This window comes from Mycobacterium sp. E2327, assembly GCF_001672675.1.
Classification (GTDB): Bacteria; Actinomycetota; Actinomycetes; order Mycobacteriales; family Mycobacteriaceae; genus Mycobacterium.
The window spans coordinates 1-23890 of record NZ_LZKE01000045.1 but is presented as its reverse complement, the minus strand read 5'-3'; the positions used below and the strand labels follow the sequence as shown (position 1 = coordinate 23890).

Genomic DNA, 23890 nt, shown 5'->3' with positions numbered 1-23890 from the left:
TCATCGTGGTGCACCGCGCGGCGCTGGGCGGACGGGCCGGCGATCCCGCGGCCCGCGACGCCGAGGTGACGGCGGTCCGCGAGGCGGCCCGGCTGATCGCCGAGGACGAGCGGCTCACCCCCGCCCTGGTGCCGCTCGGCGACGGGCTGCTGGCCGCGGTCCGCGACTAGTTCCGGCGGCCAAATCTTTACGGGTTCCTGACGGGGCGCCTCCTTGACGCTCGACTGAACGCGCGTTTAGTGTACTGAACATGCGTTCAGCCGACCTGACCGCCGTCACCTCGGCGTCGCGGGCCGCGGGATCGCCGGCCCGTCCGCCCAGCGCCGCGCGGTGCACCACGATGACACCGCCGGACCGCAGCAGCCGCACGCCCTCGACGACGTAGTCCGGCTGGTCGACCGGGTCGGCGTCGATGAACACCAGGTCATAGGACTGGTCGGCGAGTCGGGTGAGCACCTCCTGGGCGCGGCCGCCGATCAGCCTGGTGCGCGACGGTCCGATGCCGGCGTCAGTGAACGCCTGCTTGGCGATCCGCAGGTACTCGGGCTCGATATCGATCGTGGTCAGCACCCCGTCGTCGCTCATGCCCGACAGCAACCACAGCCCGCTGACCCCGGCGCCGGTGCCCACCTCCGCGACGGCCTTGCCGCCGCTGAGCTTGGTCAGCAGGCTGAGCAGCGCCCCGACCGCGGGCGTCACCGCCCCGGCGCCGATCTCCTCGGCGCGCTCGCGGGCGGCCGCGAGCAGCGCGTCCTCCGAGATCGAGGCCTCGGCGTGCGCGCACAGCGATTCGGCTCGACTGGGGGCCGCCTGGGCGGGGGTTTTTTCGTCGGTGCCGTCCATGCCCGCAGCGTATTCCAATTTGCGGCGCGGTCCGGCAGGCGCGCCTTAAACCGGACCGCGCCGACACGCCCAAAGCCCGCGGCGCGACGAAGCTCACTCGCCGACGGATTCGCCCTGCTCAGCGTTGGTAACGATATGGTTTCTCAGCCAAACCTCAGATTGCTCCTATGCCCTGCATACGCCGATGGGTGACGGTATGCGTATGGAACGCGGGGTGGTTGGGGGCCGGGAATACAAATCGCCGGAATGGGAATACACGCTGGGAACTCCGCGTTGACGCGGTCGATGAGCTGCCGAACTTCGAAGGCAGGCCAACTCTGGAGGATCCAATCACCACAGCGCTTTTGAGCCCGACCACCATGTCTCACGTCCAGGACTGCCCTGACGACGAATGGGTGGAAACGACGGACGCGTTGCAGGGCACCGCGGTGTTCGACGCGACGGGGGACATGGCGACGATGCCGTCGTGGGACGAGCTGGTGCGCCAGCACGCCGACCGGGTGTACCGGCTGGCCTACCGCCTCTCCGGCAACCAGCAGGACGCCGAGGACCTGACCCAGGAGACGTTCATCCGGGTGTTCCGCTCGGTGCAGAACTACCAGCCCGGGACCTTCGAGGGCTGGCTGCACCGCATCACAACAAACCTGTTCCTGGACATGGTGCGCCGGCGCGCGCGCATCCGCATGGAGGCGCTGCCCGAGGACTACGACCGGGTGCCCGCCGACGAACCCAACCCCGAGCAGATCTATCACGACTCGCGACTCGGGCCGGACCTGCAGGCCGCGCTGGACTCGCTGCCGCCGGAATTTCGCGCCGCGGTCGTGCTGTGCGACATCGAGGGTCTGTCCTACGAGGAGATCGGCGCCACCCTCGGCGTCAAGCTGGGCACGGTTCGCAGCCGCATCCACCGCGGTCGCCAGGCGCTGCGCGACTACCTTGCCGCGCACCCGCAAACCGGTGACGCGGCGCAGGTCAAGTCGGCTTAGGAGTCGATCGTTTGGGGTTGCCGCGCCTGAGCGGCAGCCTGGGTGCGGTTCTCCACGCCGAGTTTGGTCAGGATCGATTCGACGTGGTGGCCAACGGTTTTCGGGCTGATCGAGAGTTTGGTGGCGATGTCGGCGTCGCTATGGCCGGCGGCGATCAGCGTGAGCACCTCCCGTTCGCGGCGGCTGAGCCCGTCCGGGTCCGCCCGGATGTCCGCGCGTCGGGTCCGTGGCGTGCGGCCGCGCAGCTCGGTGAGGCGATGGCGGGCGCGCCGCGCCGTGGCCGTCGCGCCCAGCCGGCGGAACGTGGCCAGCGCCGATTCCACCGCGTCGATGTCACCCTCGAGCTGGGCGACGGCGGCGTCGTAGGGGCAACCCCGGCGCGTCCATTCGGCCGCGGCGCTACGCCAGTCACCGCTGGCCTCCAGCTCGAAGTGGGTGCTCAGCTTTCGGCGGGCGTCGGGTTCACCGCCCGCCAAATGGAGCCAACGACAAAGGGATCCGACCAGCCACGGGTTGGCGTGGTCGTGAGCCGTCGCCAGCCCCGCTTGCGCCTCGGTACGGGCCGCGTGGTCGTCCCCGCGCAGCCAGGCCGCCTCGGCGCGGGCGGGCCAGACGGGTCCCAGGCGGAAAAAGTCCTCGCGTTCGGCCGCGGCCAGGGCCTCGTCGAGCAGCGCGGACACAGGTCCCTGGCCGCGCCGCGCGCGGATCAGACCGAGGGTGGTCAGCGGCAAGAACCGGTGCAGCGGGGTCATCGCGGGTCGAGACAGCACGTCCTCGGCGTATGCGGCGGCGCGGACCCAGTCCCCGCGGTGCAACGCGACGAACGTCGCGGCCGACACCGCGAGCGGCTCAAAGGTGGCCAAATCGTGGTCGGCGCAAAACGCCGTCGTCTCGGCGATGTAGCCCTCGGCGCGATCGACCTCGTAGTGCAGCGCCGCCTGCCAGCACAACCCCATGCCCATCAGCCCGGCGAGCTCGGCGAGCTCCGGGCTGTCCATCGCCTCCCGCCACGCGGCTTCTAGCTCGTCCCACCCCGCGCCCGTGCGCAGCAGCCCGAACAGGGCCGCGTAGTAGTTCGCCTTCAGTACGACGGCCGGCAGGTGCAGTTGGTTGCCCAGGGCGCTCGCGCGGGCCGCGTACTCGGCGCAGGCCGGGTCGTCGGCCATCATGGACAGCTCGGCCATGTGAGCCAACGACGACGCCAGTTGCGGCGTCGGCCCGCACTGCTCCAGCAGCCGCAACGACGCCTGGCCCGCCTTCCTGGCGTCGGAGAGGCGGCTCAGGACGTGCGAGAGCCGGCGCAGGTCGTCGCCCTCGCCCAGGGGATCCTCCAATTGGCGCCGCAGCGCGATCGCCGCCCGATACGAACGCACGGATGGCTGGACGAACCCGCCCAGGTAGGCGGCCTGCGCGTGCTGCTCGAGCCAGACCACCTTCTCTTCGGCGGGCGAGGCGTCGGCGCGGCGCAGGACCAGGGCGTAGAGCTCCGCGGCTTGGCGGTGCGCCCCCAGCCCGGCGGCGCGCTGCGCGGCGGCGACGCCGTACCGGACGGCCGCGGCGGAATCGTCGGCCTGGTCGGCGTGGAAGGCCAATGTCGCCAACGTGTTTGGGTCGACTGGAGGTTCGGCAAGCGCGTCGAGCGCGCGGGCATGCAAGAGCTTGCGTTGATGGGCGTCGATGCGGTCCAGCGTCGCGTGCCGAGCGAGCTCGTGCCGAAACGTGATCGACCGCTCCTGGGCGACCAACATTCCTGCGTCGAGGCATTCGGCCAGGCCTGTACCAGCCGCCGGGCAGACGCGGTGCACGAGCTCGGGATCGGCGTGGGGACCGCAGACCGCCACCGCCTTTGCGGCATCGCGGGCCGGCGCGGACAGCCGGGCCAGCCGTCCCCATACCGCCTCGGAAACGCTGCGGGGCAAGGCATTTCGGGTCAGCGCATCCGCTCCGGCCGCTAACACCTCGGTGACAAAGAACGGGTTACCGCCGGTCAGTCGGTGCAACTGGTCAGCGTTGACGCCGCTGCCCGTGGCCAACGCGGCGACGGCGTCGCGGCTCAGCGGCTCCAACCCGATGCGAGACACCGCCGCGCAACTGGCCACGTCCCCGAGGGCCACCGAAAGCGGGTGCCGATCGTCGAGTTCGTCGTCGCGGTAGGTCACCACCAGCAGCAGCGGCAGGGAGGCGATGCGACGCACCAAGAACCGCACAAGATCGAGGGTGGCCCCGTCCCCCCAATGGGCGTCTTCGATCACCCACACCCACCGATGCCCGTCCCGCAGCAGGGCCAGCAGCCGGCGATACAGCGCGGCGGTGTCACCGGCGTCGATGGCGGCGCCCAGCGCGTCGGCCGCGGGGCCCAACCCGGCTAGCGCGTCGAGCAGTGGACCCAGCGGACGCGGCGCGCTGAGCGGGTCGCACCCGCCCGCCAACACCCGCACCGACCGATCGAGTCCCCCGGTGAACGCGTTGATCACCGCTGTCTTGCCGACCCCGGCCTCGCCCCGCACCAAGACGACCCGGCCGCTGCCGCGGCGTACCGCCCGCGTCAGACCGTCAAGCTCCGCGAGCACCGCCTCGCGCTCCAGTAAACGATTTACGTTTCGGCCCGAAGTCACGGTGCCGACCACCATGAATGCCGGTCAAAATGGGGAGAATTCCCCAGCAACGGCGCCGTCGCGCCGGCGCACACTAACCAGTGAGCGCCCGGGGCGGCCCGCATGACTTCAGCGGCCACTGCAACCGCACACCTGGACATGATGCGGATTCACTGTAGCCCCGGCGCTGGTCCGCGCGCCGCGCACAACGATGGCGAATGGATGAAGAAATCGGTGCTGGCGCGCGATGGGCCCGGCGACTCGACGTCACGAGGCCGCCTCGGCCGGGAATCCTGGGATTTTGCGACGCGTACCGGGGGTACTGGCGGCCGCACCGCGCTACATTCGAATTATGCGCGGCTTAGATTTCTTAGAGGTTTCCGAAGGGATGTGGTGATGGCCGACCGGGGAGAGGTGTTTCGCCGCGCGTTCTCCTGGCTGCCCTCGCAGTTCGCCTCCCAAAGCGACGAACCCGTCGGCGCGCCGCGCCGGTTCCGTTCCACCGAGCACCTGTCCATCGAGGCGATCGCGGCGTTCGTCGACGGCGAGCTGCGGATGAACGCGCACCTGCGGGCCGCGCACCACCTGTCCTTGTGCCCCGAGTGCGCGGCGGAGGTGGAGGACCAGAGCCGGGCGCGCGCCGCGCTGCGCGACTCCCATCCGATTCGCATCCCCAGCAATCTGCTCGGGCTGCTGTCCGAAATCCCGCATTACCCCGCGGAGGACGAGACGTCCGAGCGCGACGCGCGCGATCAGCGTAAGCGCCGGTAGCCGCGCGCGCGTTCGTGCCGACCAACGGCGCATTGTGGATACTAGGGTGGACACGGACAACGCCGGTGGGGCGCAAAGCGCCCGGTAAGCGGGCCTGTCTCGAGCGCTCGAGAAGAGAATCCAAAGGGGTAACGTGACCTCCGACGACCGTACTGACGGCGGAAACCAGGGCGGCAACCGCCTGGCGCCGCGTCCCATCTCACGGCCCCCGGTCGACCCCGCAGCGCGTCAGTTGTTCAGCCGTCCCGCCGGGCAACAGGGCTCCTTCGTGGCCGAGCGCGTGCGCCCGCCGAAGTACCGCGACGAAGGGGCATTCGCGCCCCACGACCAACCGGCCGACCCGGTCCTGGAGGAGGCCTTCAGCAAGCCCGTCGGGACCATGGACACGCTGCAGCGCCACCCGATCGACGCCGGCGCACTGGCGGCCGAGAAAGACGGCGACGAGCCCGACGGCGCCGAAGACCCCTGGCGCGACCCGGCCGCCGGGGCTGCCCTGGGCACCCCGGCGGTGCCGCCGGCGCCGCCGCAGGGCGTGCCCGGTTACACCGGCAAGCTCGGCGTGCGCGACGTCCTGTTCGGGCGCAAGGTGTCCTACCTGGCGCTGGCCGTCCTGCTGCTGATCGCCCTGGTCATCGGCATGATCGGCGGCGTGATCGGCCGCAAGACGGCCGAGGTCGTCGAGGCTTTCACCACCTCGAAGGTGAGCCTGGCGACCAACGGCAACGGCGAGTCGCCGGCCGGCCGGTTCGCCAAGGTGGCCGCCGCGACCGCCAACGCGGTGGTGACCATCGAGTCGAAGAGCGACCAAGAGGGCATGCAGGGCTCGGGCGTCGTCATCGACGGCCGCGGCTACATCGTCACCAACAACCACGTGATCTCGGAGGCGGCCAACAACCCGAGCCAGTTCAAGACGACCGTGGTGTTCAACGACGGCAAGGAAGTGCCCGCCAACCTGGTCGGTCGCGACCCGAAGACCGACCTGGCCGTGCTCAAGGTCGACAACGTCGACAACCTGACCGTGGCCCGGCTCGGCGATTCCGACAAGGTGCGAGTCGGTGACGAGGTCATCGCCGCCGGTGCGCCGCTGGGGCTGCGCAGCACCGTGACCCACGGCATCATCAGCGCCCTGCACCGGCCCGTCCCGTTGTCCGGGGAGGGCTCGGACACCGACACCGTCATCGACGCCCTGCAGACCGACGCCTCGATCAACCACGGCAACTCCGGTGGCCCGCTGATCGACATGGACTCCCAGGTGATCGGCATCGACACCGCGGGCAAGTCGCTGTCGGACAGCGCGAGCGGGCTGGGCTTCGCGATCCCGATCAACGAGGCCAAGCAGGTCGCGCAGACCCTGATCAAGGACGGCAAGATCGTGCACCCGACGCTCGGGGTCAGCACCCGCTCGGTGAGCAACGCGATCGCCTCCGGCGCCCAGGTCGCCAACGTCAAGGCGGGAAGCCCCGCGCAAAAGGGCGGGATCCTGGAGAACGACGTGATCGTCAAGGTCGGCAGCCGCAAGGTCGCCGACGCCGACGAGTTCGTCGTCGCCGTCCGGCAGCTGACCATCGGCCAGGACTCGCCGGTGGAGGTGGTCCGCGACGGCCGCCACGTCACGCTGACGGTCAAACCGGATCCGGACTAGGCGATCGATGTTCTCCAACCTCAGCTGGGAGCACATCCTGGTCCTCGTCGTGGTCGGGCTGGTCATCCTCGGACCCGAGCGCCTTCCCGGCGCCATCCGCTGGACGTCCACCGCGCTGCGGCAGGCCCGCGACTACCTCAGCGGCGTGACCAACCAGCTGCGCGAGGATATCGGGCCCGAGTTCGACGACCTGCGCGCGCCGCTGTCGGAGCTGCAGAAGCTGCGCGGCATGACGCCGCGCGCCGCGCTGACCAAGCACCTGCTGGACGGCGACGACTCGTTCCTCACCGGGAATTTCGAGGGGCCGGTGAATGGGGCGCCTAAACCGGTGCAGCCCGTCCAGGCGCCCGAGCCGGTCGCCGAGCAACGCGCCTCCGGCCCGGCCCCGTTCGACACCGACGCGACCTAGCCATAACCCCGCGAGCGTGCGCAGTTGTACGCGTTTCGCGGCGTGTCTTTGTGCAGACGCGCACGCTCGCGGCAGGGGGCGTCAGTGCCGCGTCGGGTCCAGGCCCAGCGACACGCCCGCCAGCCCCCGCTTCCGCGCCGACAGGGTGTCGGCCACGCCGCGCAGTTCCTTGCCGACCGGGGAGTCCGGCGCGCTCAGCACGACCGGGACGCCGGCATCACCCGCGGCGACCAGGGATGGGTCCAGCGGGATCTGACCCAGCAGCGGCACGTCGGCGCCGACGGCGCGGGACAACCGCTCGGCGACCTGCCGCCCGCCACCCTCGCCGAACACCTGCATGGTGGTGCCGTCGGGCAGCGTCAGCCCGGACATGTTCTCCACGACGCCGACGATGCGCTGCCGGGTCTGGATCGCGATGCTGCCGGCCCGCTCGGCGACCTCGGCCGCGGCCAGCTGCGGGGTGGTCACGACCAGGATCTCGGCGTTGGGGATCAGCTGGGCCACCGAGATCGCGACGTCGCCGGTGCCCGGCGGCAGGTCGAGCAGCAGGACGTCCAGGTCGCCCCAGTACACGTCGGCCAGGAACTGCTGCAGCGCGCGGTGCAGCATCGGCCCGCGCCACACCACCGGGGTGTTGCCCTGGGTGAACTGGGCGATCGAGATGACCTTCACCTCGTGGGCGATGGGCGGCAGGATCATCGACTCGACCTGGGTGGGCCGGTCGGTGGTGCCCATCATCCGCGGGATGGAGTGGCCGTGGATGTCGGCGTCCAGCACACCGACCGACAGCCCGCGGGCGGCCATCGCCGCCGCCAAATTGACCGTGACCGTGGACTTCCCGACGCCGCCCTTGCCGGACGCGACGGCATAGACCCGGGTCAGGGAGCTGGGCTGGGCGAAGGGGATGACCGGCTCGCGGGCGTCCCCGCGCAACTGCTTGCGCAGCTCGGTGCGCTGCTCGTCGTTCATCACGTCCAGGCTGACCTTGACGGCGCCCGTGCCGGGCACGTCGGCGACCGCGCCGGCGACCCGCTCCGTGATCTCGGTCTTCTTGGGGCAGGCGGCGGTGGTCAGGTAGATCGCCACGTGTACGGCGCCGTCGGCGTCGACGTCGACGCTCTTGACCATCCCGAGTTCGGTGATGGGACGGCGCAATTCGGGGTCGATCACCTTCCCCAGGGCGGTGCGGATATCGGCAGCTAGATCGGTGGTCATCACCGCCGAGTCTAGGCGTGCGCGGCGGGTCCCTTTAGCCGGCCGGTCCTGGCCTGGGCGATCCCGACGCCTGCGGCCCCGCGGCGGGGCCCACCGGGGCCGGCGGAACGGGGTTGGCGGGCGGCGGACCGAACGCCGGTTGCCCGAAGGCTGGCGGCGGTGCCGGGTTCTGCGGGCCGATGCAGATCACGGTGCAGCCGGGCAGTTGCGTCGGCGACTGCTGCGGTGTGGGTTGCATCCACGGGTACATCGGCTGCTGCCCGGTGGGCGGCGTCCCGCTCAGGTCGATCAGCGGTGTGCGCGCGAAGAAGTCGTCCGACGGCAGGCCGATGACGTTCATCGGCAGGTTGGGGCCGAGCCCCTCCGGATGATCGTCGTGTGCGTTGCCGAGCGGCGGCGGCGGCCCGGTCATCGGCGGCAGGTCGACGGGGACCACGCCGGTGGCGTACGCCGCGGCCCAGCCCAACACGTTCTGCGCGTAGGCCATCGAGTTGTTGTAGCGCAGGATCGCCGACATCACCTGCGACGGGTCGCGCAGGTTGAGCCCGCCGCTGCACAGGTAGCGGGCGGCCGCCAGGGTGGAGTCGAACAGGTTCTGCGGGTCGGCCGTTCCGTCGCCCTTGCCGTCGACGGCGTAGCGCGCCCAGGTGCCCGGCAGGAACTGCATTGGCCCCATCGCGCGGGCGTAGGTGGGGCGGTTGCCGGCGGTGCTCTGCAGGATGACCTCGTTGCCGGGCAGCGTGCCGTCCAGCGCGGGGCCATAGATCGGGACGACGGCGGTGCCGCGCGCGTCGACGGCGCCGCCACTCGCGTGGCCCGATTCGATGCGGCCGATGCCGGCGAGCAGATTCCAGCTGACGCCGCAGTTCGGGGCAGCGACGGCCATCTTCTGTTCGGCGCTGCGGTACGCGGCCAGGGCGACCGACGGAATGCCAAGGGCGCCAGGAGCACTCACGATCATCGGGGGAGGCGGCGCGGACGGGGCGGCCTCGGCGATGTGGAACGCCGTCGGGGCCCGGTCGATCGCGAAGACCACCGGCCCGGTGGTGTCGGGCGCGCTCGGCGAAACCGCGGCCACCGGAAAGATCGCGGCGTCGCGCACCGGCATGACCTGGCTGTGGACCGGTGGGGCATGCCCGGGAAAGGTGGGAGCCGCGCCGCCGACCGCTCCGGCGAAGACCAGGGGAGTGATGACGGCGACCCCGAAAGCCGGCGATTTCGTCAGGCGTGCGCGTTGCCGCTCGGCCGCGGCGTCGGGGCGTTTACCCCAGCGTGCCCCAATGCGCACTCGACGGTCCTAAGGTCGGGAAACTACCGGCTGAGCTTCGTGAACCAGATCACAATACATAACCCCCGTGACGGGAGTGGCGCAATGGTGGATTTGATAATTACCGGGATTTCTTAGCCGTTCGCTCCCAGTCGTCACCCGCCCTCGCGGCCTCCCCGTCCGCACCTTCCGGCTGCAACCGGGCCAGCATAGAACGCAGGTCCTCCAGCTCGTCGCGCAGGTACTCGCGCGTTACGACCTCGCCCACCGCCAGCCGCAACGAGGCCAGCTCGCGGGCCAGGTACTCGGTGTCGGCCTTGGTTTGGGCGGCGCGGCGACGATCCTCTTCGAGCGCGACGCGGTCCCGGTTCTCCTGGCGGTTCTGGGCCAGCAGGATCAGCGGGGCCGCGTAGGCGGCCTGCGTGGAGAAGGCCAGATTGAGCAGGATGAACGGGTAGGGATCCCAGCGCAGCTCGACCGCGGAGACGTTCAGCGCGATCCACACCACCACGATGATCGTCTGGATCAGCAGGTAGCGGCCGGTGCCGAAGAACCGCGCGATGGACTCGGTGATCTGCCCGACGGCCTCCGGGTCGACGCGGGGCGAATACCGGCGCGACGTCCGGGGGGTGTAAAGCCGGCGCGGTGCGGTGGACCTGCTCACCCGGACGCCCTTCCCAGTCGTTGTTCGATGCGGCCGGTGGTGTCCAGCTGCTGCACGTCCACGCGCCAGTCGTGCGGCAGCAGGTGGTCGAGCAGGTCGTCCACGGTCACCGCGCCCAACAGGTGGTTCTGGTCGTCGAGCACCGGACCGCACACCAGGTTGTATGCGGCGAGGTAGCGGGTGACCGCGCCGAGCGGGGTCTCCGGGGTCAGGGTCAGCAGGTCGCTGTCGACGATCCCGCCGACCAGCTCCGCCGGCGCCTCGCGCAGCAGCCGCTGCAACGGAATGCAGCCCAGGTACCGCCCCGTGGGGGTGGCGGTCGGCGGGCGCGCCACGAACACCATGGACGACAGCGCCGCGGTCAGGTCGGGGTCGCGGACGCGGGCCAGGGCCTCGGCGACCGACGTGTCCGGGGTGAGCACCACCGGGTCCGAGGTCATCAGGCCGCCCGCGGTGTCGGGGGAGTGGGTCAGCAGCCGGCGCACCGGTTCGGACTCGTCGGGGTCCATCCGGGTCAGCAGCATCTCGGCGTCCGTCGGGTTCAGCACGCCGAGCAGGTCGGCGGCGTCGTCGGGGTCCATCTCCTCGAGCACGTCGGCCGATCGGTCGGTGCCGAGCTGCGAGAGCACGTCGGCCTGGTCCAACTCGGGCAGCTCCTGCAGGACGTCGGCCAGCCGGTCGTCGTCGAGTGCCTTGAGCACCTCGTAGCGCCGCTTGGGCGGCAGGCCGCGGATCGCGTCGGCCACGTCGACCGCCTTGCGCCCCTCGAACTGGTCCAGCAGCTGTGCCACCCCCTGGCCGGGCAGCGCCAGCGCCGACGGGGTCAGGCCCTGGACGTTCTGCCAGTCCACGACGTGCACGGGGCCGCGCCGTCGCAGCCGTCGCTGGGTGCGCACCGCGACCCGGGTGACCAGCCAGTCGCGCGTCCGGATCTGTTCGATGCCCAGGTCGGTGATGACGACGTCGAGGCCGGCCAGCTCCGGCAGTTCGGGATCGTTGACCTTGACCACGGTGTCGAGCACCTGGCCCATGGCCAGCACCTCGCCCGGCCGCTGCTCGAAGTGGCGCAGCGACACGCTGCCGGTGTTGAGCGTCACCGCGTTGGGCTCGATCCCGGCGACCCGCAGCATGGGGATGAAAATGCTGCGGCGCGTTGCCAAATCGACGACCAGCCCCAGGACGCGGGGCTGCTGGCGGACGATGCTGATGCTGATCACGACATCGCGTACGCGGCCGAAGTTCTCGCCGAGCGGACCCAACACCAACATTCGCGGGAGCCGCGCGACGTACACCCTGTTGACCGGTCCCATGCCAGAGAGCCTATTCAGCCGTCGCCCGGATGGCAGGCTGCCATACCGTGGCAGGCCCCGTTGCGGCGAGTTGCCCTAATGGGAACGGATGCTGAACATCGCGATGACCAAAAAGACCACCAGGGTGCCCGCGCCGATCACGATTCCCGTGACGGCCAATCCGTAGCCCTCCTGGCGGGTCTGCTTGATCTGGTTCAGCGCGATGACGCCCAGCACGATGGCCAAGATCGAGCCGATGGCGCAGCACAGAAAGCCGGAGAACGACGAGATGAGCGACGCGATCGCCATGCCGTTCGTCCCCGGCTGGACCCGGTAGTCCGGCGTCGCGAAGTAGCCGCCGGGATAGGACGGCGGCCCGTAGCCCGGATATCCGGCGGGATAGGGGGTGGGTCCATAGCCAGGCGGGGGTCCGTAGCCGGGCGGTGGGCCGTATCCCGGGGGCGGCCCGTACTCGGGCGGCGGCATCGGCGGTGGGTAGTCGGCGGGAAAGCCCGGCGGGTAGCCCGGGGGCGTATATGCCGGATACTCGAGCGCGGGCGGATCCCAGGGCGGCGTCCAATCATCCCGGCCGCCGCCTTGCGGCGGCTTGGCGCCTTCGCCGGGGTCGCCGGGGGCTGACATGGTGCTCAACCTAGCAAAACGGGCTCGGGATGAGAGGATGGCCGAGGCGGAGGAGAATGAGCGGCGATGACTAGTCCTTTCCAGCCCGGACAGGTTCCCGGCGCCACGCCCACGGGCGCGGCGGCCGGCCGGCGCGGCGTGCCCTCGCTGCCGACACCGCCCAAGGGCTGGCCCGTCGGCTCCTACCCCACCTACGCCGAGGCGCAGCGCGCGGTCGACTACCTGTCCGACCAACAGTTCCCGGTGCAGCAGGTGACCATCGTCGGCGTCGACCTCATGCAGGTCGAGCGTGTCACCGGCCGGCTGTCCTGGCCCAAGGTGCTGGGCGGCGGGGTGATCAGCGGGGCCTGGCTTGGTCTTTTCATCGGCCTGGTGCTCGGCTTCTTCAGCCCCAATCCGTGGGCCGCGCTGGCCACCGGCCTGATCGCTGGGGTGTTCTTCGGCCTGATCACTTCTGCCGTGCCCTACGCAATGGCCCGTGGCACAAGGGATTTCAGCTCCACTCTGCAATTGGTGGCCGGACGCTACGACGTGCTCTGCGATCCGCAAAACGCGGAGAAGGCACGGGATCTGCTGGCGCGCCTGGCGATCTGATGGGTCGTCGTGGCCTGGCGACGCTCACCGTCGCGTCGGCGCTGCTGTCCGGCTGCGCGGCGGCCGGCTCGGGGACGGTGGTCAGCTTCTACACGCCGGCGACCGACGCGGCCACCTTCACTGCGGTCGCGCAGGAGTGCACCCGGCAACTGGGGTTCACGGTCCGGCACGTCAGCCTGCCCCGCGGTCCCGGCGAGCAGCGGGTTCAGCTGGCCCGCCGGCTGAGCGCCCACGACCGCGGCCTGGACGTGATGGCGCTGGACGTGGTGTGGACCGCGGAGTTCGCCGAGGCGGGCTGGGCGCTGCCGCTGTCCGACGATCCCGCCGGGCAGGCCGAGTCCGACGCCGCCGTCGATACCCTGCCGGGCCCGCTGGCGACGGCGCGGTGGAAGCAGCGGCTGTACGGCGCGCCCGTGACCACCAACACCCAATTGCTTTGGTATCGGCCGGATTTGGTGAGCCAGCCGCCGTCGACCTGGGACGGCATGGTGGCCGAGGCCACCCGGCTGCACGACGCGGGCCAGCCTTCCTGGATCGCCGCGCAGGCCAACGAGGGCGAGGGCCTGGTGGTGTGGTTCAACACGCTGCTGGTGAGCGCGGGCGGGCAGGTGCTCTCCGACGACGGCCGTCGGGTCACGCTGACCGACACGCCGGCGCACCGGGCCGCCACCGTCGCCGCCCTGCGGGTCCTCAAGTCGGTGGCCACCGCGCCCGGGGCCGACCCGTCGTTCAGCCGGACCGACGAGGGCACCGCGCGGCTGGCGGTGGAACAGGGCAGGGCCGCGCTCGAGGTCAACTGGCCCTATGTGCTGGCCTCCCTGCTGGAGAACGCCGTCAAGGGAGGCGTGCCGTTCCTGCCGCTGAACCGCGATCCGGCGCTGGCCGGCAGCATCAACGACGTCGGCACCTTCGTGCCCACCGACGAGCAATTCCGCATCGCTTACGAGGCAAGCCAGCAGGTCTTCGGGTTCGCGCCCTACCCGCGGGTCGCGCCGGACCGCCCGGCCAAGGTGACCATCGGCGGGCTCAACCTGGCGGTGGCCAGCACCACCCGCCACCGCGCGGAGGCGTTCGAGGCGGTGCGTTGCCTGCGCAGCCTGCAGAGCCAGAAGTACGTGTCGATCGCCGGCGGCTTGCCCGCGGTGCGGACGTCGCTGTATTCCGATCCGCAATTCCAGGCCAAGTATCCGATGCACACGGTGATCCGCCAGCAGCTCACGGACGCGGCCGTGCGCCCGGCGACGCCGGTGTACCAGGCGCTGTCGCTGCGGCTGTCGGCGGCGCTGAGCCCGATCACCCGGATCGACCCGGAGCGCACGGCCGACGAGCTCACCGCGCAGGCGCAGAAGGCCATCGACGGCAAGGGGCTGCTGCCGTGAGCCGCGCCGAGCGGCGACTGGCGTTCACCTTGGTCGCACCCGCCGCGACCCTGATGTTCGCGGTGACGGCTTACCCGATCGGCTACGCGGTCTGGCTCAGCCTGCAGCGCAACAACCTTGCCACGCCGGGTGACACCGCCTTCATCGGGCTGGGCAACTACCAGACGATCCTGACCGACCGGTACTGGTGGACAGCGCTTTTGGTGACGCTGGGCATCACGGCGGTCTCGGTGACGATCGAGTTCGTGGTGGGCCTGACGCTGGCCCTGGTGATGCACCGCACGCTCGTCGGCAAGGGCCTGGTGCGGACCGCGGTGCTGATCCCCTACGGCATCGTCACGGTCGTCGCGTCGTACAGCTGGTACTACGCCTGGACGCCCGGGACCGGCTACCTGGCCAACCTGTTGCCGCAGGGGAGCGCCCCACTGACGCAACAGATTCCGTCGCTTGGCATCGTCGTGCTGGCCGAGGTCTGGAAGACCACGCCCTTCATGTCGCTGCTGCTGCTGGCCGGGCTGGCGCTGGTGCCCGAGGACCTGCTGAAGGCCGCGCAGGTCGACGGGGCCGGCGCCTGGCGGCGGCTGACCCGGATCATCCTGCCGATCATCAAGCCCGCGGTCGTGGTCGCGCTGCTGTTCCGGACCCTGGACGCGTTTCGCATCTTCGACAACATCTACGTATTGACCTACGGCGCCAACAACACCGATTCGGTGTCAATCCTGGGCTACGACAACCTGTTCAAGGGCTTCAACGTGGGCCTGGGCTCGGCGATCAGCGTGCTGATCTTCTGTTGCGTGGGCATCATCGCGCTGGTTTACATCAAGGCGTTCGGCGTATCAGCGCCCGGTGGTGCGGGCGATGGCCGCTAAACCCGTCGGGCGCTTGGCCGTGTGGGCCGTGATCGACACGCTGGTGGTGGTGTACGCGATCGTCCCGGTGCTGTGGATCCTGTCGCTGTCGCTCAAGCCGTCGTCAACGGTCAAGGACGGCAAGCTGATTCCGTCGTCGGTGACCCTGGAGAACTACCGCGGCATCTTCCGGGGCGAGTTCTTCAGCTCGGCACTGATCAACTCGATCGGCATCGGCTTGATCACCACGGCGATCGCGGTGGTGCTGGGCGCCATGGCGGCCTACGCGATCGCCCGGTTGGACTTTCCCGGCAAGCGGGCGCTGATCGGCGCCACGTTGCTGATCACCATGTTCCCGGCCATCTCGCTGGTCACCCCGCTGTTCAACATCGAACGCGCGCTCGGCCTGTTCGACACCTGGCCGGGCCTGATCCTGCCGTACATCACTTTCGCTCTGCCCCTTGCCATCTACACGCTGTCGGCGTTCTTCCGGGAGATCCCCTGGGACCTGGAGAAGGCGGCCAAGATGGACGGCGCCACGCCGGGTCAGGCCTTCCGCCGCGTGATCGTGCCGCTGGCGGCGCCCGGGCTGGTGACCGCGGCGATCCTGGTCTTCATCTTCGCCTGGAACGACCTGCTGCTGGCGCTGTCACTGACCGCCACCAAGGCGGCCATCACCGCGCCGGTGGCGATCGCGAACTTTTCCGGCAGCTCGCAGTTCGAGGAACCCACCGGGTCGATCGCGGCCGGCGCCGTCGTGATTACCGTCCCGATCATCGTTTTTGTTCTAATTTTCCAACGACGGATTGTCGCCGGGTTGACCTCTGGCGCTGTGAAGGGATAGCGCGATGGCCGAGATTGTGTTGGAGAACGTCAACAAGAGCTACGCCGACGGCGCCGCGGCGGTGAAGGACCTGAACATCACCATCGCCGACGGCGAATTCCTGATCCTGGTCGGGCCTTCCGGCTGCGGCAAGACCACGACGCTGAACATGATTGCCGGGCTCGAGGACATCTCGTCGGGCGAGCTGCGCATCGACGGCCAGCGGATGAACGAGAAGGCGCCCAAGGACCGCGACATCGCGATGGTGTTCCAGTCCTACGCGCTCTACCCGCACATGACCGTGCGCCAGAACATCGCGTTCCCGCTGACCCTGGCGAAGATGAAGAAGGCCGAGATCGCGCAGAAGGTGGAAGAGACCGCGAAAACCCTTGACCTGACCGAGCTTCTGGACCGCAAGCCGTCCCAGCTTTCCGGTGGGCAGCGCCAGCGGGTCGCGATGGGCCGGGCGATTGTGCGCCATCCCAAGGCGTTCCTCATGGACGAGCCGCTGTCCAACCTGGATGCCAAGCTGCGGGTGCAGATGCGCGGCGAGATCGCCCGGCTGCAGCGCAGATTGGGCACCACCACCGTCTACGTCACCCACGATCAGACCGAGGCCATGACGCTGGGCGACCGCGTGGTGGTGATGCACGGCGGTGTGGCGCAGCAGATCGGCACCCCCGACGAGCTTTACGAGCGTCCCGCGAATCTGTTCGTCGCGGGGTTCATCGGCTCGCCGGCGATGAACTTCTTCCCCGCCGAGCTGACACCGAACGGGCTGAAACTCTCGTTCGGCGAGGTGATGCTGGACCCGGAGGTGCAGCGGGTGATCTCGGCGCACGACAAGCCGGCGAACGTCATCGTTGGCGTGCGCCCGGAGCACCTGGCCGACGCCGCGCTGATCGACGGGTATCAGCGGATCAGGGCGCTGACCTTCGAGGTGAAGGTCGACATGGTCGAATCGCTCGGCGCCGACATGTACGTATACTTCACCACCGCGGGCCCGGCCGTGCACGCCGCCCAGCTCGACGAGCTGGAGGCGCAGGGCGAAGTGCACGAAAACCAGTTCGTGGCAAGGGTTCCCGCGGAGTCGAGGGCCACCATCGGGCAGTCGATCGAGTTGGCCCTCGACACGACGAAGGTCGCCGTCTTCGACGCCGACTCCGGGGCGAACCTGACGCTGCCCGTCGCCCAGTGACCCTGGAGCTGGTGCGCGCGCACCTGCGCGGCCACTTCGCCGGCGTCGAGCCCGACTCCGCCAGCGTCACGTTCCTGGGCACCGAGCCCATTGAGGTGCTGCGATTTCGCGGCGGGGGATTGGTGCACTACGTGTCGCTGGGGTGCTCGCGGCACCCGATGACGGATCCGGCGGAGGTGCTGGCCGATCCGTCGCGCGGCCCGCGCGCCGAAATCGTTTTGCCGCTGCGGGATCCCGGACCGGCCACCGGCATCGCGCGCAGCCTGGCCGTGTTGGCGGCGACTCCGGCCGTCGAGGGTGTGGTGCTGGTCGCCGACGCCCTCGTCGACCTCGGCTCGCCGCTGTGGGCGTGGCCGACCGGGCGGGTGCCGTTCACCGCGGTGCTGTTGGGCGACAGCGACATCCCGGATCTGCCGCTCGACCCGCCGCGTGAGCCGGTGAAGTTCCTGTCGGCGACCCCCATCACCGCGACGGAGGCGGCCTGGGTGCGGCTCAAGGGCGCCGAGGCGATGCGGCAGGCCTGGCGCAACGACGGCGTCGACGTGCTGGACCCGAAACGCCCAGCGGCGCAACCCAGTTGACGTCACCGGCGAGCAGACGCAGACTCGCATGATTCATCGCGAAAGCGTGCGATTCTGTGTCTCCTCGCGAGAGAAAGGTTAAAGCCAGTTGTTGCGGCGGAATTGGAAGTACAGGACCAGGCAGAACATCGCCATGAACGCCATGATGCCGGGATACCCCCACGTCCAGTTCAGCTCGGGCATGAAATGGAAGTTCATCCCGTAGATGGCGGCGACCATGGTGGGTACGGCCAAGATACCGGCCCAGGCCGCCATCTTGCGCATGTCGTTGTTCTGCTGCATGCCGACCCGGGCCAGGGCGGCCTGGATCAGCGAGTTGAGCATGTCGTCGTAGCTGGCGATGTGCTCTGCGGCCTCGGAGTGGTGATCGGCGAGGTCGCGCAGGTAGCGCCGCACCTCCTTGGAGATCAAGTCCTTGTTTTCCACCTGGATGCGATGAAACGCGCCCGACAGCGGAGTGACGGACCGGCGCAGCTCGACGACCTCGCGCTTGAGCAGGTAGATCGGTTCGACGTCGATCTTGCGGCCGGGCGAAAACGCCACCTCCTCGATGCTGTCGATGTCGGATTCGATCAGGTGGCTCACCTCGAGATAGTGGTTCACCACCTCATGGGCGATGGCGTGCATCACCGAGTACGGCCCCAGGCGCATCTGCTCGGGGTCGGCCTCCATCTGCTTGCGCACCTCGGAGAGACCGCCGTGCTCGCCGTGGCGGACGGTGACCACGAAATCCTTGCCGACGAAGACCATCACCTCGCCGGTTTCGACGATCTGGCGGGCCGCCGCCACCGATTCGTGCGGGACATAGTTGACGGTCTTCAGGACGAGGAACAATGTCTCGTCGTATCGCTCCAGCTTGGGCCGCTGGTGCGCGCACACGGCGTCCTCCACGACCAGGGGATGCAGCCCGAAGACGTCCGCGACCTCCTGCATTTCGGCAAGGCTTGGCTCCCGCAACCCGACCCAGACGAACGCCTGCTGCCCGAACACTTCGGTCTGGCGCACCCGGGTGAGCGCGGCCGCATAGCTGAACTTTCCCGGCAGCCGGTGGCCGTCGACGTAGACGGCGCAGTCGACCAGGGTCTCGACGGGTGCCTGCTCGACAGGTCGGGTGCGTTGCTCCCGGGGCTCGGGCACGAGTGGTCGCAGCACTTCGGGCAACGCGTCAGGTCCGGGAAACACCGTCACCTCCGATCGCGGCGCAGGTCGGGAAAGCGGTGCTCAATGCTACGCGTCCTGCTGAAACGCGATGTGAAGACTCCGCGCGCGCCCTGGACCGGAGATTTCGCGCCGACGGCGGTGCGCTAGTTTCGACGTCGACCGCAACCGTGTCCTGAGGAGTACATCGACGTGAGCGCAAGTCCTGTCAAGGTCGCCGTCACCGGCGCCGCCGGCCAGATCGGCTACAGCCTGTTGTTCCGCCTGGCCAGTGGGGCGCTGCTGGGCGCCGACCGCCCGATCGAGCTGCGCCTGCTGGAAATCGAGCCGGCGCTCAAGGCGCTCGAGGGCGTCGTGATGGAACTCGACGACTGCGCCTTTCCGCTGCTGTCGGGCGTGGAAATCGGTGCGGACCCGAACAAGATCTTCGACGGCGTGAACCTCGCCCTGCTCGTCGGCGCGCGCCCGCGGGGCCCGGGCATGGAGCGCGGCGACCTGCTGGAGGCCAACGGCGCGATCTTCACCGCGCAGGGCAAGGCCCTCAACTCCGTCGCCGCGGACGACGTGCGCGTCGGCGTGACGGGCAACCCGGCCAACACCAACGCGCTCATCGCGATGACCAACGCGCCGGACATCCCGCGGGAGCGGTTCTCCGCGCTCACCCGCCTCGACCACAACCGGGCGATATCGCAGCTGGCGAAGAAGACCGGCGCCGCCGTCACCGACATCAAGAAGATGACGATCTGGGGCAACCACTCGGCCACCCAGTACCCCGACATCTTCCACGCCGAGGTCGGCGGCAAGAACGCGGCCGAGGTCGTCGGCGACCAGGGCTGGATCGAGAACGACTTTATCCCGACCGTCGCCAAGCGCGGCGCCGCGATCATCGACGCGCGTGGCGCCTCGTCGGCCGCGTCGGCCGCGTCGGCGACCATCGACGCCGCCCGTGACTGGCTGCTCGGCAGCCCCGCGGGCGACTGGCTTTCCATGGCGGTCGTCTCCGACGGTTCCTACGGCGTGCCGGAGGGTCTGATCTCCTCGTTCCCGGTGACCACCAAGGACGGCAACTGGTCGATCGTGCAGGGCCTGGACATCGACGAGTTCTCCCGCGGCCGGATCGACAAGTCGACCGCGGAGCTGGCCGACGAGCGCAACGCGGTCACGGAGCTCGGCCTCATCTGATCTCAAACGGAAATTAGGCCTACTAATGGGTAGCCCTTACCCTGATGCGATGCCACACACCGCGTCGCCGCAGCTGGCCATCGGAGACGACGAGATCTTCGACGCGCATGTAGGCGGGAAGCTTTCGGTGGCCCTGAGCGCGCCGCTGGACACCCAGCGCGCGTTGTCGATCGCCTACACCCCGGGCGTGGCGCAGGTCAGCCGGGCGATCGCCGCGGACCGCACCCTGGCCGCGCGGTACACGTGGTCGAACCGGCTGGTGGCCGTCGTCAGCGACGGCAGCGCCGTGCTCGGCCTCGGCGACATCGGGCCCGCGGCGTCGCTGCCGGTGATGGAGGGCAAGTGCGCCCTGTTCCAGGCGTACGGCGGGCTGAACGCGATCCCGATCGTGCTGGACACCAAGGATCCCGACGAGATCGTCGAGACGCTGGTGCGGCTGCGCCCCACGTTCGGCGCCGTCAACCTCGAGGACATCTCCGCCCCGCGCTGCTTCGAGATCGAACGGCGGGTCATCGAGGCGCTGGACTGCCCGGTGATGCACGACGACCAGCACGGCACGGCGATCGTGGTGCTGGCCGCGCTGATGGGCGCCAGCAAGTTGCTCGGCCGGGACATGTCCTCGCTGCGCGTGGTGGTCTCGGGCGCCGGCGCCGCCGGGGTAGCGTGCACGAATCTCCTTCTGACGATGGGTGTTTCGGACATCACGGTGCTCGACTCGCGCGGCATCCTGCACGGCGGGCGCGACGACATGAACGGCGTCAAGGTCGAACTCGCCCAGCGGACCAATCCCGACGGCCTGTCCGGTGGCCTGGTCGAGGCGCTCGAAGGGGCGGACGTGTTCCTCGGCCTGTCGGGGGGAGTGGTCCCCGAGGAGTTGGTCGCCACCATGGCGCCGGGCGGGATCGTGTTCGCCCTATCCAACCCGGACCCGGAGATCCACCCCCACGTCGCCGCCAAGTACGCGGCGGTGGTGGCGACCGGCCGCAGCGACTTCCCCAACCAGATCAACAACGTGCTGGCGTTCCCCGGGGTGTTCCGCGGCGCGCTGGACGCCGGGGCCCGCCGCATCACCGAGAAGATGATGGTGGCCGCCGCCGAGGCGATCTTCTCCGTCGTCAGCGACGACCTCGCGATCGACCGGATCGTCCCGAGCCCGCTGGACTCCCGCGTCGGGGAAGCCGTCGCCGCCGCCGTCGCGATCGCTTCCGACTCTTCCGTGTGACCAGGCTGGCCGCGCTGCTGCTGGCCGCGCTGCTTGCGGTGGCGGGCTGCGGACAGGGCCGTCCCGCAACGGAATTGGTGGTCGGGTCGCGCACCGACCCCGAGTCGACGCTGCTGGCCGCCCTCTACACGGCGGCGCTGCGGTCCTACGGATTCGCGGCCCGGCCCGAAACCGCCCCCGACCCGATGGCGAAGCTGGACTCGGGCGCGTTCACCGTCGTGCCGGCGTTCACCGGACAGACGTTGCGGCTCCTGCAGCCCGGCGCGACGGCGATGTCCGACGCCCAGGTCTACCGGGCGATGATCGCGGCGCTGCCCGAGGGCGTCCTGGCCGGTGACTACGCCACCGCAGCCGAGGACAAGCCCGTGCTGCTGGTCACCCGGGCCACCGCGAAGGCCTGGGGCGGGCACGACCTCACCGCGGACCTGAGCACGCTGCCGGCGCACTGCGACGGGCTGGCGATCGGGGCCGTCACCGGATTTCACGCACCCGCGGCCGTGGGATCCTGCCGGCTGCCCGCGCCGCGCGAATTCCCTTCGGGGGACGCACTTTTCGCGGCGGTGCGGGCCGGGCAGACTGCGGCGGGATGGACCACCACCGCCGACCCCAACAGCCCGGGCGACCTGGTCGCGCTGGCCGACGGCAAACCCGCGCTGATCCAGGCCGAGAACGTGGTGCCCTTGTATCGGCGCAACGCGCTCTCCGATCGGCAGCTGCTGGCGATCAACGAGGTGGCCGGCGTGCTGGACACCGCGGCGCTGGCCGACATGCGCCGGCAGGTGGCCGGCGGCGCCGACCCACAGGTGGTCGCGGGCGGTTGGCTGGCGGAACACCCGTTGGGGCGCTGAGGGTTTGGCCGCTGAGCGCAGTTTCGGCGCGGCCGTTAGGGCTTGGGCATCAAGCGGCCCATCACCGGGCCGAACAGCTGCTGGTAATAGGGGCCCGCCACGCGCACCATCACGTCCAACAGCTTGGCGTCCGTGCCGACCAGCACCCGGGCCTTCTTCTTGCGGACCGCGTCCAGGATGACCTTGGCGGCGCGTTCCGGGCTGGTCCGGGCGAGCCGCTTGTCGAACAGCTTGGCCAGCTGTTCGGGATCGAGTCCCTCGGCGGCGGTGGCGTTGCGGGCGATCGCGGTCTGGATGCCGCCGGGGTGCACGGTGGTCACCGCAACGGGGTGGCGGGCCAGCACCATTTCCTGCCGCAGCGCCTCGGTGAAGCCGCGGACGGCGAACTTGGCCGCGTTGTACGCCGCCTGGCCCGGCACGGAGAACAGTCCGAACACGCTGGATACGTTGACGACGTGGCCGTCGCCGGAGGCGATCAGGTGCGGAAGAAACGCCTTGGTGCCGTTCACGACGCCCCAGAAGTCGACATCCATCACCCGCTCGATGTCCTTGAACTGGCTGACCTCGACGTCGCCGGTGAAGGCGATGCCGGCGTTGTTGTAGATCTGGTTGACCTTGCCGAAGTGCTCGGCGACCTCGTCGGCGTAGGCCAGAAAGGCCTCGCGCTCGGTGACGTTGAGCCGGTCCGCCTTGACCGGCGCGCCGATGGCCTTCAGCCGCTCCTCGGTGTGGGCCAGGCCCTCGGTGTCGACGTCGCTGATCGCCACCTTGGCGCCCGAGCGGGCCAGCTCGATCGCCAACGCCTGACCGATACCCGAACCGGCACCCGTGACCACGGCGACCTTCCCCGCGAATCCCTGCATGAGCACCCTCCTCGTGTCGGCTCGGTGTCGAGGCTAACCGGTACCCCGGGTACCGCTGCCATCGGGAGGAGGCGCGGCCGGGCAGCCGCCGCAGCCGGCCGGTGTCGGCCATATCGCGGCGCGGGCGGCAGCAAACATGAGATGCTTCCCTCCCGACCGGCGATTCGGAGGTGGCGATGTCGTTCTTGGTGGCCCTGCCCAACGGATTGGAGGCTGCGGCAACGGATTTGGCCGGCATCGGTTCCTCGCTGGGTGAGGTCAACCGCGTGGTCGCGGCCGCGACCACCGAGCTGCTGCCGGCCGGCGCCGACGACGTGTCGGCGGCCATCGCCGCCGTGTTCGGCGCCCACGGCCGGGTCTACCAAACCCTCGGCACGCAGGCGGCGGCATTCCATCGGCAGTTCGCGCAGGCAGTGCAGGCCGGCGCGGCCGCGTACGCGGGCGCGGAGGCCGCCAACGCCAACCCGCTGCAGGCCGTCGAGCAAGAGTTGCTGGGCGTGGTCAACGCCCCCACCGAGGCGCTGCTGGGGCGGCCGCTGATTGGCGACGGCGCCAACGGCACGGCGGCGAACCCCAACGGCGGTGCCGGGGGGCTGCTGTGGGGCAACGGCGGAACCGGGTTCACCCAGACGGCCAACGGCGTGGCCGGCGGCAACGGCGGCGACGCCGGGCTGTTCGGCAACGGGGGAGGCGGCGGTGGCGGCGGGGCCGGCGCCAACGGCGGTCACGGGGGCAGCGGCGGCCTGCTGTATGGCAACGGCGGGACGGGCGGGCTCGGCGGGGCCGCCGCCAGCGGTGTCAACGGCGGCAACCCCGGGACCGGTGGTGGCGGCGGCAGCGCGCTGCTGTTCGGCAGCGGCGGGGCGGGTGGG

22 protein-coding genes and 2 pseudogenes are annotated in these 23890 nt (G+C 70.0%); 15 read left to right on the top strand and 9 right to left on the bottom strand.

The window, feature by feature from the left end; all coding sequences use genetic code 11:
• Positions 1–170: pseudogene (locus A5712_RS06005) on the top strand (methyltransferase); the annotation flags it as partial.
• A 73-nt stretch (positions 171–243) separates the two neighbouring features.
• Here the strand turns inward: A5712_RS06005 and A5712_RS06000 are convergent.
• A pseudogene (locus A5712_RS06000) lies at positions 244–843 on the bottom strand (O-methyltransferase); the annotation flags it as partial.
• 167 nt (positions 844–1010) lie between these two features.
• On the opposite strand from A5712_RS06000, the gene sigE reads away from it, so the two are divergent.
• Positions 1011–1829, top strand: coding sequence for an RNA polymerase sigma factor SigE (gene sigE, locus A5712_RS05995; protein WP_082973301.1), 819 nt, complete (start codon positions 1011–1013; stop codon positions 1827–1829).
• On the opposite strand, the gene A5712_RS05990 is transcribed toward sigE, so the two are convergent.
• On the bottom strand, positions 1826–4459 hold the full coding sequence (locus tag A5712_RS05990) for a LuxR family transcriptional regulator (protein WP_082973300.1): 2634 nt from the start codon (positions 4457–4459) through the stop codon (positions 1826–1828). The two genes, sigE and A5712_RS05990, sit on opposite strands and share 4 nt — an antisense overlap.
• Before the next feature lie 360 nt (positions 4460–4819).
• Between A5712_RS05990 and rseA the strand changes: the two genes are divergently transcribed.
• The 3 genes from rseA (at position 4820) to tatB (ending at position 7245) form a co-directional block, all read left to right on the top strand.
• A complete protein-coding gene (rseA, locus tag A5712_RS05985) occupies positions 4820–5194 on the top strand; it encodes an anti-sigma E factor RseA (protein WP_068102490.1) in 375 nt (124 codons plus the stop codon).
• Between the two features lie 133 nt (positions 5195–5327).
• Complete coding sequence (locus A5712_RS05980) at positions 5328–6836, top strand: S1C family serine protease (protein ID WP_068102481.1); 1509 nt, start codon at positions 5328–5330, stop codon at positions 6834–6836.
• A gap of 7 nt (positions 6837–6843) precedes the next feature.
• On the top strand, positions 6844–7245 hold the full coding sequence (gene tatB / locus A5712_RS05975; RefSeq protein ID WP_068102479.1) for a Sec-independent protein translocase protein TatB: 402 nt from the start codon (positions 6844–6846) through the stop codon (positions 7243–7245).
• Between the two features lie 81 nt (positions 7246–7326).
• Here tatB and A5712_RS05970 read toward each other — a convergent pair whose 3' ends face one another.
• The 5 genes from A5712_RS05970 to A5712_RS05950 form a co-directional block, all read right to left on the bottom strand.
• On the bottom strand, positions 7327–8460 hold the full coding sequence (locus A5712_RS05970) for an Mrp/NBP35 family ATP-binding protein (RefSeq protein WP_068102476.1): 1134 nt from the start codon (positions 8458–8460) through the stop codon (positions 7327–7329).
• A 34-nt stretch (positions 8461–8494) separates the two neighbouring features.
• The gene (locus A5712_RS05965; RefSeq protein ID WP_068102474.1) at positions 8495–9748 is read right to left on the bottom strand and encodes a lytic transglycosylase domain-containing protein; all 1254 of its coding nucleotides are present in this window, start codon (positions 9746–9748) and stop codon (positions 8495–8497) included.
• Positions 9749–9848: 100 nt separating this feature from the next.
• Complete coding sequence (locus A5712_RS05960; protein ID WP_068102472.1) at positions 9849–10391, bottom strand: DUF1003 domain-containing protein; 543 nt, start codon at positions 10389–10391, stop codon at positions 9849–9851.
• Positions 10388–11701, bottom strand: coding sequence for a magnesium transporter MgtE N-terminal domain-containing protein (locus A5712_RS05955; protein ID WP_068102469.1), 1314 nt, complete (start codon positions 11699–11701; stop codon positions 10388–10390). The genes A5712_RS05960 and A5712_RS05955 overlap by 4 nt, the downstream gene beginning before the upstream one ends.
• A gap of 75 nt (positions 11702–11776) precedes the next feature.
• Positions 11777–12322 carry a DUF4190 domain-containing protein gene (locus A5712_RS05950; protein WP_068102467.1) on the bottom strand — a complete coding sequence of 182 codons (546 nt, stop codon included), beginning with the start codon at positions 12320–12322 and terminating at the stop codon, positions 11777–11779.
• Positions 12323–12388: 66 nt separating this feature from the next.
• Here A5712_RS05950 and A5712_RS05945 point away from each other — a divergent pair, with 66 nt between their 5' ends.
• The 6 genes from A5712_RS05945 to A5712_RS05920 are packed head-to-tail and all read left to right on the top strand — an operon-like array spanning position 12389 to position 17745.
• A complete protein-coding gene (locus A5712_RS05945) occupies positions 12389–12916 on the top strand; it encodes a general stress protein (protein WP_068102465.1) in 528 nt (175 codons plus the stop codon).
• Positions 12916–14295: an extracellular solute-binding protein gene (locus tag A5712_RS05940; RefSeq protein WP_068102463.1), complete on the top strand. Its 1380-nt coding sequence runs from the start codon at positions 12916–12918 to the stop codon at positions 14293–14295. The genes A5712_RS05945 and A5712_RS05940 overlap by 1 nt, the downstream gene beginning before the upstream one ends.
• Complete coding sequence (locus A5712_RS05935; protein ID WP_068102461.1) at positions 14292–15164, top strand: carbohydrate ABC transporter permease; 873 nt, start codon at positions 14292–14294, stop codon at positions 15162–15164. The genes A5712_RS05940 and A5712_RS05935 overlap by 4 nt, the downstream gene beginning before the upstream one ends.
• Positions 15154–15987: a carbohydrate ABC transporter permease gene (locus A5712_RS05930; protein ID WP_068102489.1), complete on the top strand. Its 834-nt coding sequence runs from the start codon at positions 15154–15156 to the stop codon at positions 15985–15987. Before A5712_RS05935 ends, A5712_RS05930 begins: the two co-directional genes overlap by 11 nt.
• Positions 15988–15991: 4 nt before the next feature.
• On the top strand, positions 15992–17164 hold the full coding sequence (locus A5712_RS05925; protein ID WP_068102456.1) for an ABC transporter ATP-binding protein: 1173 nt from the start codon (positions 15992–15994) through the stop codon (positions 17162–17164).
• A gap of 2 nt (positions 17165–17166) precedes the next feature.
• Complete coding sequence (locus A5712_RS05920) at positions 17167–17745, top strand: suppressor of fused domain protein (protein WP_068102486.1); 579 nt, start codon at positions 17167–17169, stop codon at positions 17743–17745.
• A 78-nt stretch (positions 17746–17823) separates the two neighbouring features.
• Here A5712_RS05920 and corA read toward each other — a convergent pair whose 3' ends face one another.
• The gene (gene corA, locus A5712_RS05915) at positions 17824–18927 is read right to left on the bottom strand and encodes a magnesium/cobalt transporter CorA (RefSeq protein ID WP_068102484.1); all 1104 of its coding nucleotides are present in this window, start codon (positions 18925–18927) and stop codon (positions 17824–17826) included.
• A 168-nt stretch (positions 18928–19095) separates the two neighbouring features.
• On the opposite strand from corA, the gene A5712_RS05910 reads away from it, so the two are divergent.
• Genes A5712_RS05910 through A5712_RS05900 form a run of 3 tightly spaced genes read left to right on the top strand, consistent with a single transcriptional unit; the run spans position 19096 to position 22155 of the window.
• Positions 19096–20085: a malate dehydrogenase gene (locus A5712_RS05910; protein WP_068102452.1), complete on the top strand. Its 990-nt coding sequence runs from the start codon at positions 19096–19098 to the stop codon at positions 20083–20085.
• A gap of 49 nt (positions 20086–20134) precedes the next feature.
• Positions 20135–21307, top strand: coding sequence for an NADP-dependent malic enzyme (locus tag A5712_RS05905; RefSeq protein WP_156766434.1), 1173 nt, complete (start codon positions 20135–20137; stop codon positions 21305–21307).
• Positions 21304–22155, top strand: coding sequence for a glycine betaine ABC transporter substrate-binding protein (locus A5712_RS05900; protein ID WP_068102447.1), 852 nt, complete (start codon positions 21304–21306; stop codon positions 22153–22155). The genes A5712_RS05905 and A5712_RS05900 overlap by 4 nt, the downstream gene beginning before the upstream one ends.
• A 35-nt stretch (positions 22156–22190) precedes the next feature.
• Here the strand turns inward: A5712_RS05900 and A5712_RS05895 are convergent, their stop codons facing one another.
• The gene (locus tag A5712_RS05895; RefSeq protein ID WP_068102445.1) at positions 22191–23018 is read right to left on the bottom strand and encodes an SDR family oxidoreductase; all 828 of its coding nucleotides are present in this window, start codon (positions 23016–23018) and stop codon (positions 22191–22193) included.
• 176 nt (positions 23019–23194) lie between these two features.
• Between A5712_RS05895 and A5712_RS05890 the strand changes: the two genes are divergently transcribed.
• A partial coding sequence (locus tag A5712_RS05890) for a PE family protein (RefSeq protein ID WP_156766433.1) occupies positions 23195–23890 on the top strand: 696 nt, incomplete at its 3' end.

What these genes read in the sequence shown, in the direction of transcription:
- sigE (WP_082973301.1), top strand. Translation starts at nt 1,011, where the DNA reads ATGCCCTGCATACGCCGATGGGTGACGGTATGCGTATGGAACGCGGGG.
- A5712_RS05990 (WP_082973300.1), bottom strand. Translation starts at nt 4,459, where the DNA reads ATGGTGGTCGGCACCGTGACTTCGGGCCGAAACGTAAATCGTTTACTG.
- rseA (WP_068102490.1), top strand. Translation starts at nt 4,820, where the DNA reads ATGGCCGACCGGGGAGAGGTGTTTCGCCGCGCGTTCTCCTGGCTGCCC.
- tatB (WP_068102479.1), top strand. Translation starts at nt 6,844, where the DNA reads ATGTTCTCCAACCTCAGCTGGGAGCACATCCTGGTCCTCGTCGTGGTC.
- A5712_RS05970 (WP_068102476.1), bottom strand. Translation starts at nt 8,460, where the DNA reads ATGACCACCGATCTAGCTGCCGATATCCGCACCGCCCTGGGGAAGGTG.
- A5712_RS05955 (WP_068102469.1), bottom strand. Translation starts at nt 11,701, where the DNA reads ATGGGACCGGTCAACAGGGTGTACGTCGCGCGGCTCCCGCGAATGTTG.
- A5712_RS05950 (WP_068102467.1), bottom strand. Translation starts at nt 12,322, where the DNA reads ATGTCAGCCCCCGGCGACCCCGGCGAAGGCGCCAAGCCGCCGCAAGGC.
- A5712_RS05945 (WP_068102465.1), top strand. Translation starts at nt 12,389, where the DNA reads ATGACTAGTCCTTTCCAGCCCGGACAGGTTCCCGGCGCCACGCCCACG.
- A5712_RS05940 (WP_068102463.1), top strand. Translation starts at nt 12,916, where the DNA reads ATGGGTCGTCGTGGCCTGGCGACGCTCACCGTCGCGTCGGCGCTGCTG.
- A5712_RS05930 (WP_068102489.1), top strand. Translation starts at nt 15,154, where the DNA reads ATGGCCGCTAAACCCGTCGGGCGCTTGGCCGTGTGGGCCGTGATCGAC.
- A5712_RS05925 (WP_068102456.1), top strand. Translation starts at nt 15,992, where the DNA reads ATGGCCGAGATTGTGTTGGAGAACGTCAACAAGAGCTACGCCGACGGC.
- A5712_RS05905 (WP_156766434.1), top strand. Translation starts at nt 20,135, where the DNA reads ATGCCACACACCGCGTCGCCGCAGCTGGCCATCGGAGACGACGAGATC.
- A5712_RS05895 (WP_068102445.1), bottom strand. Translation starts at nt 23,018, where the DNA reads ATGCAGGGATTCGCGGGGAAGGTCGCCGTGGTCACGGGTGCCGGTTCG.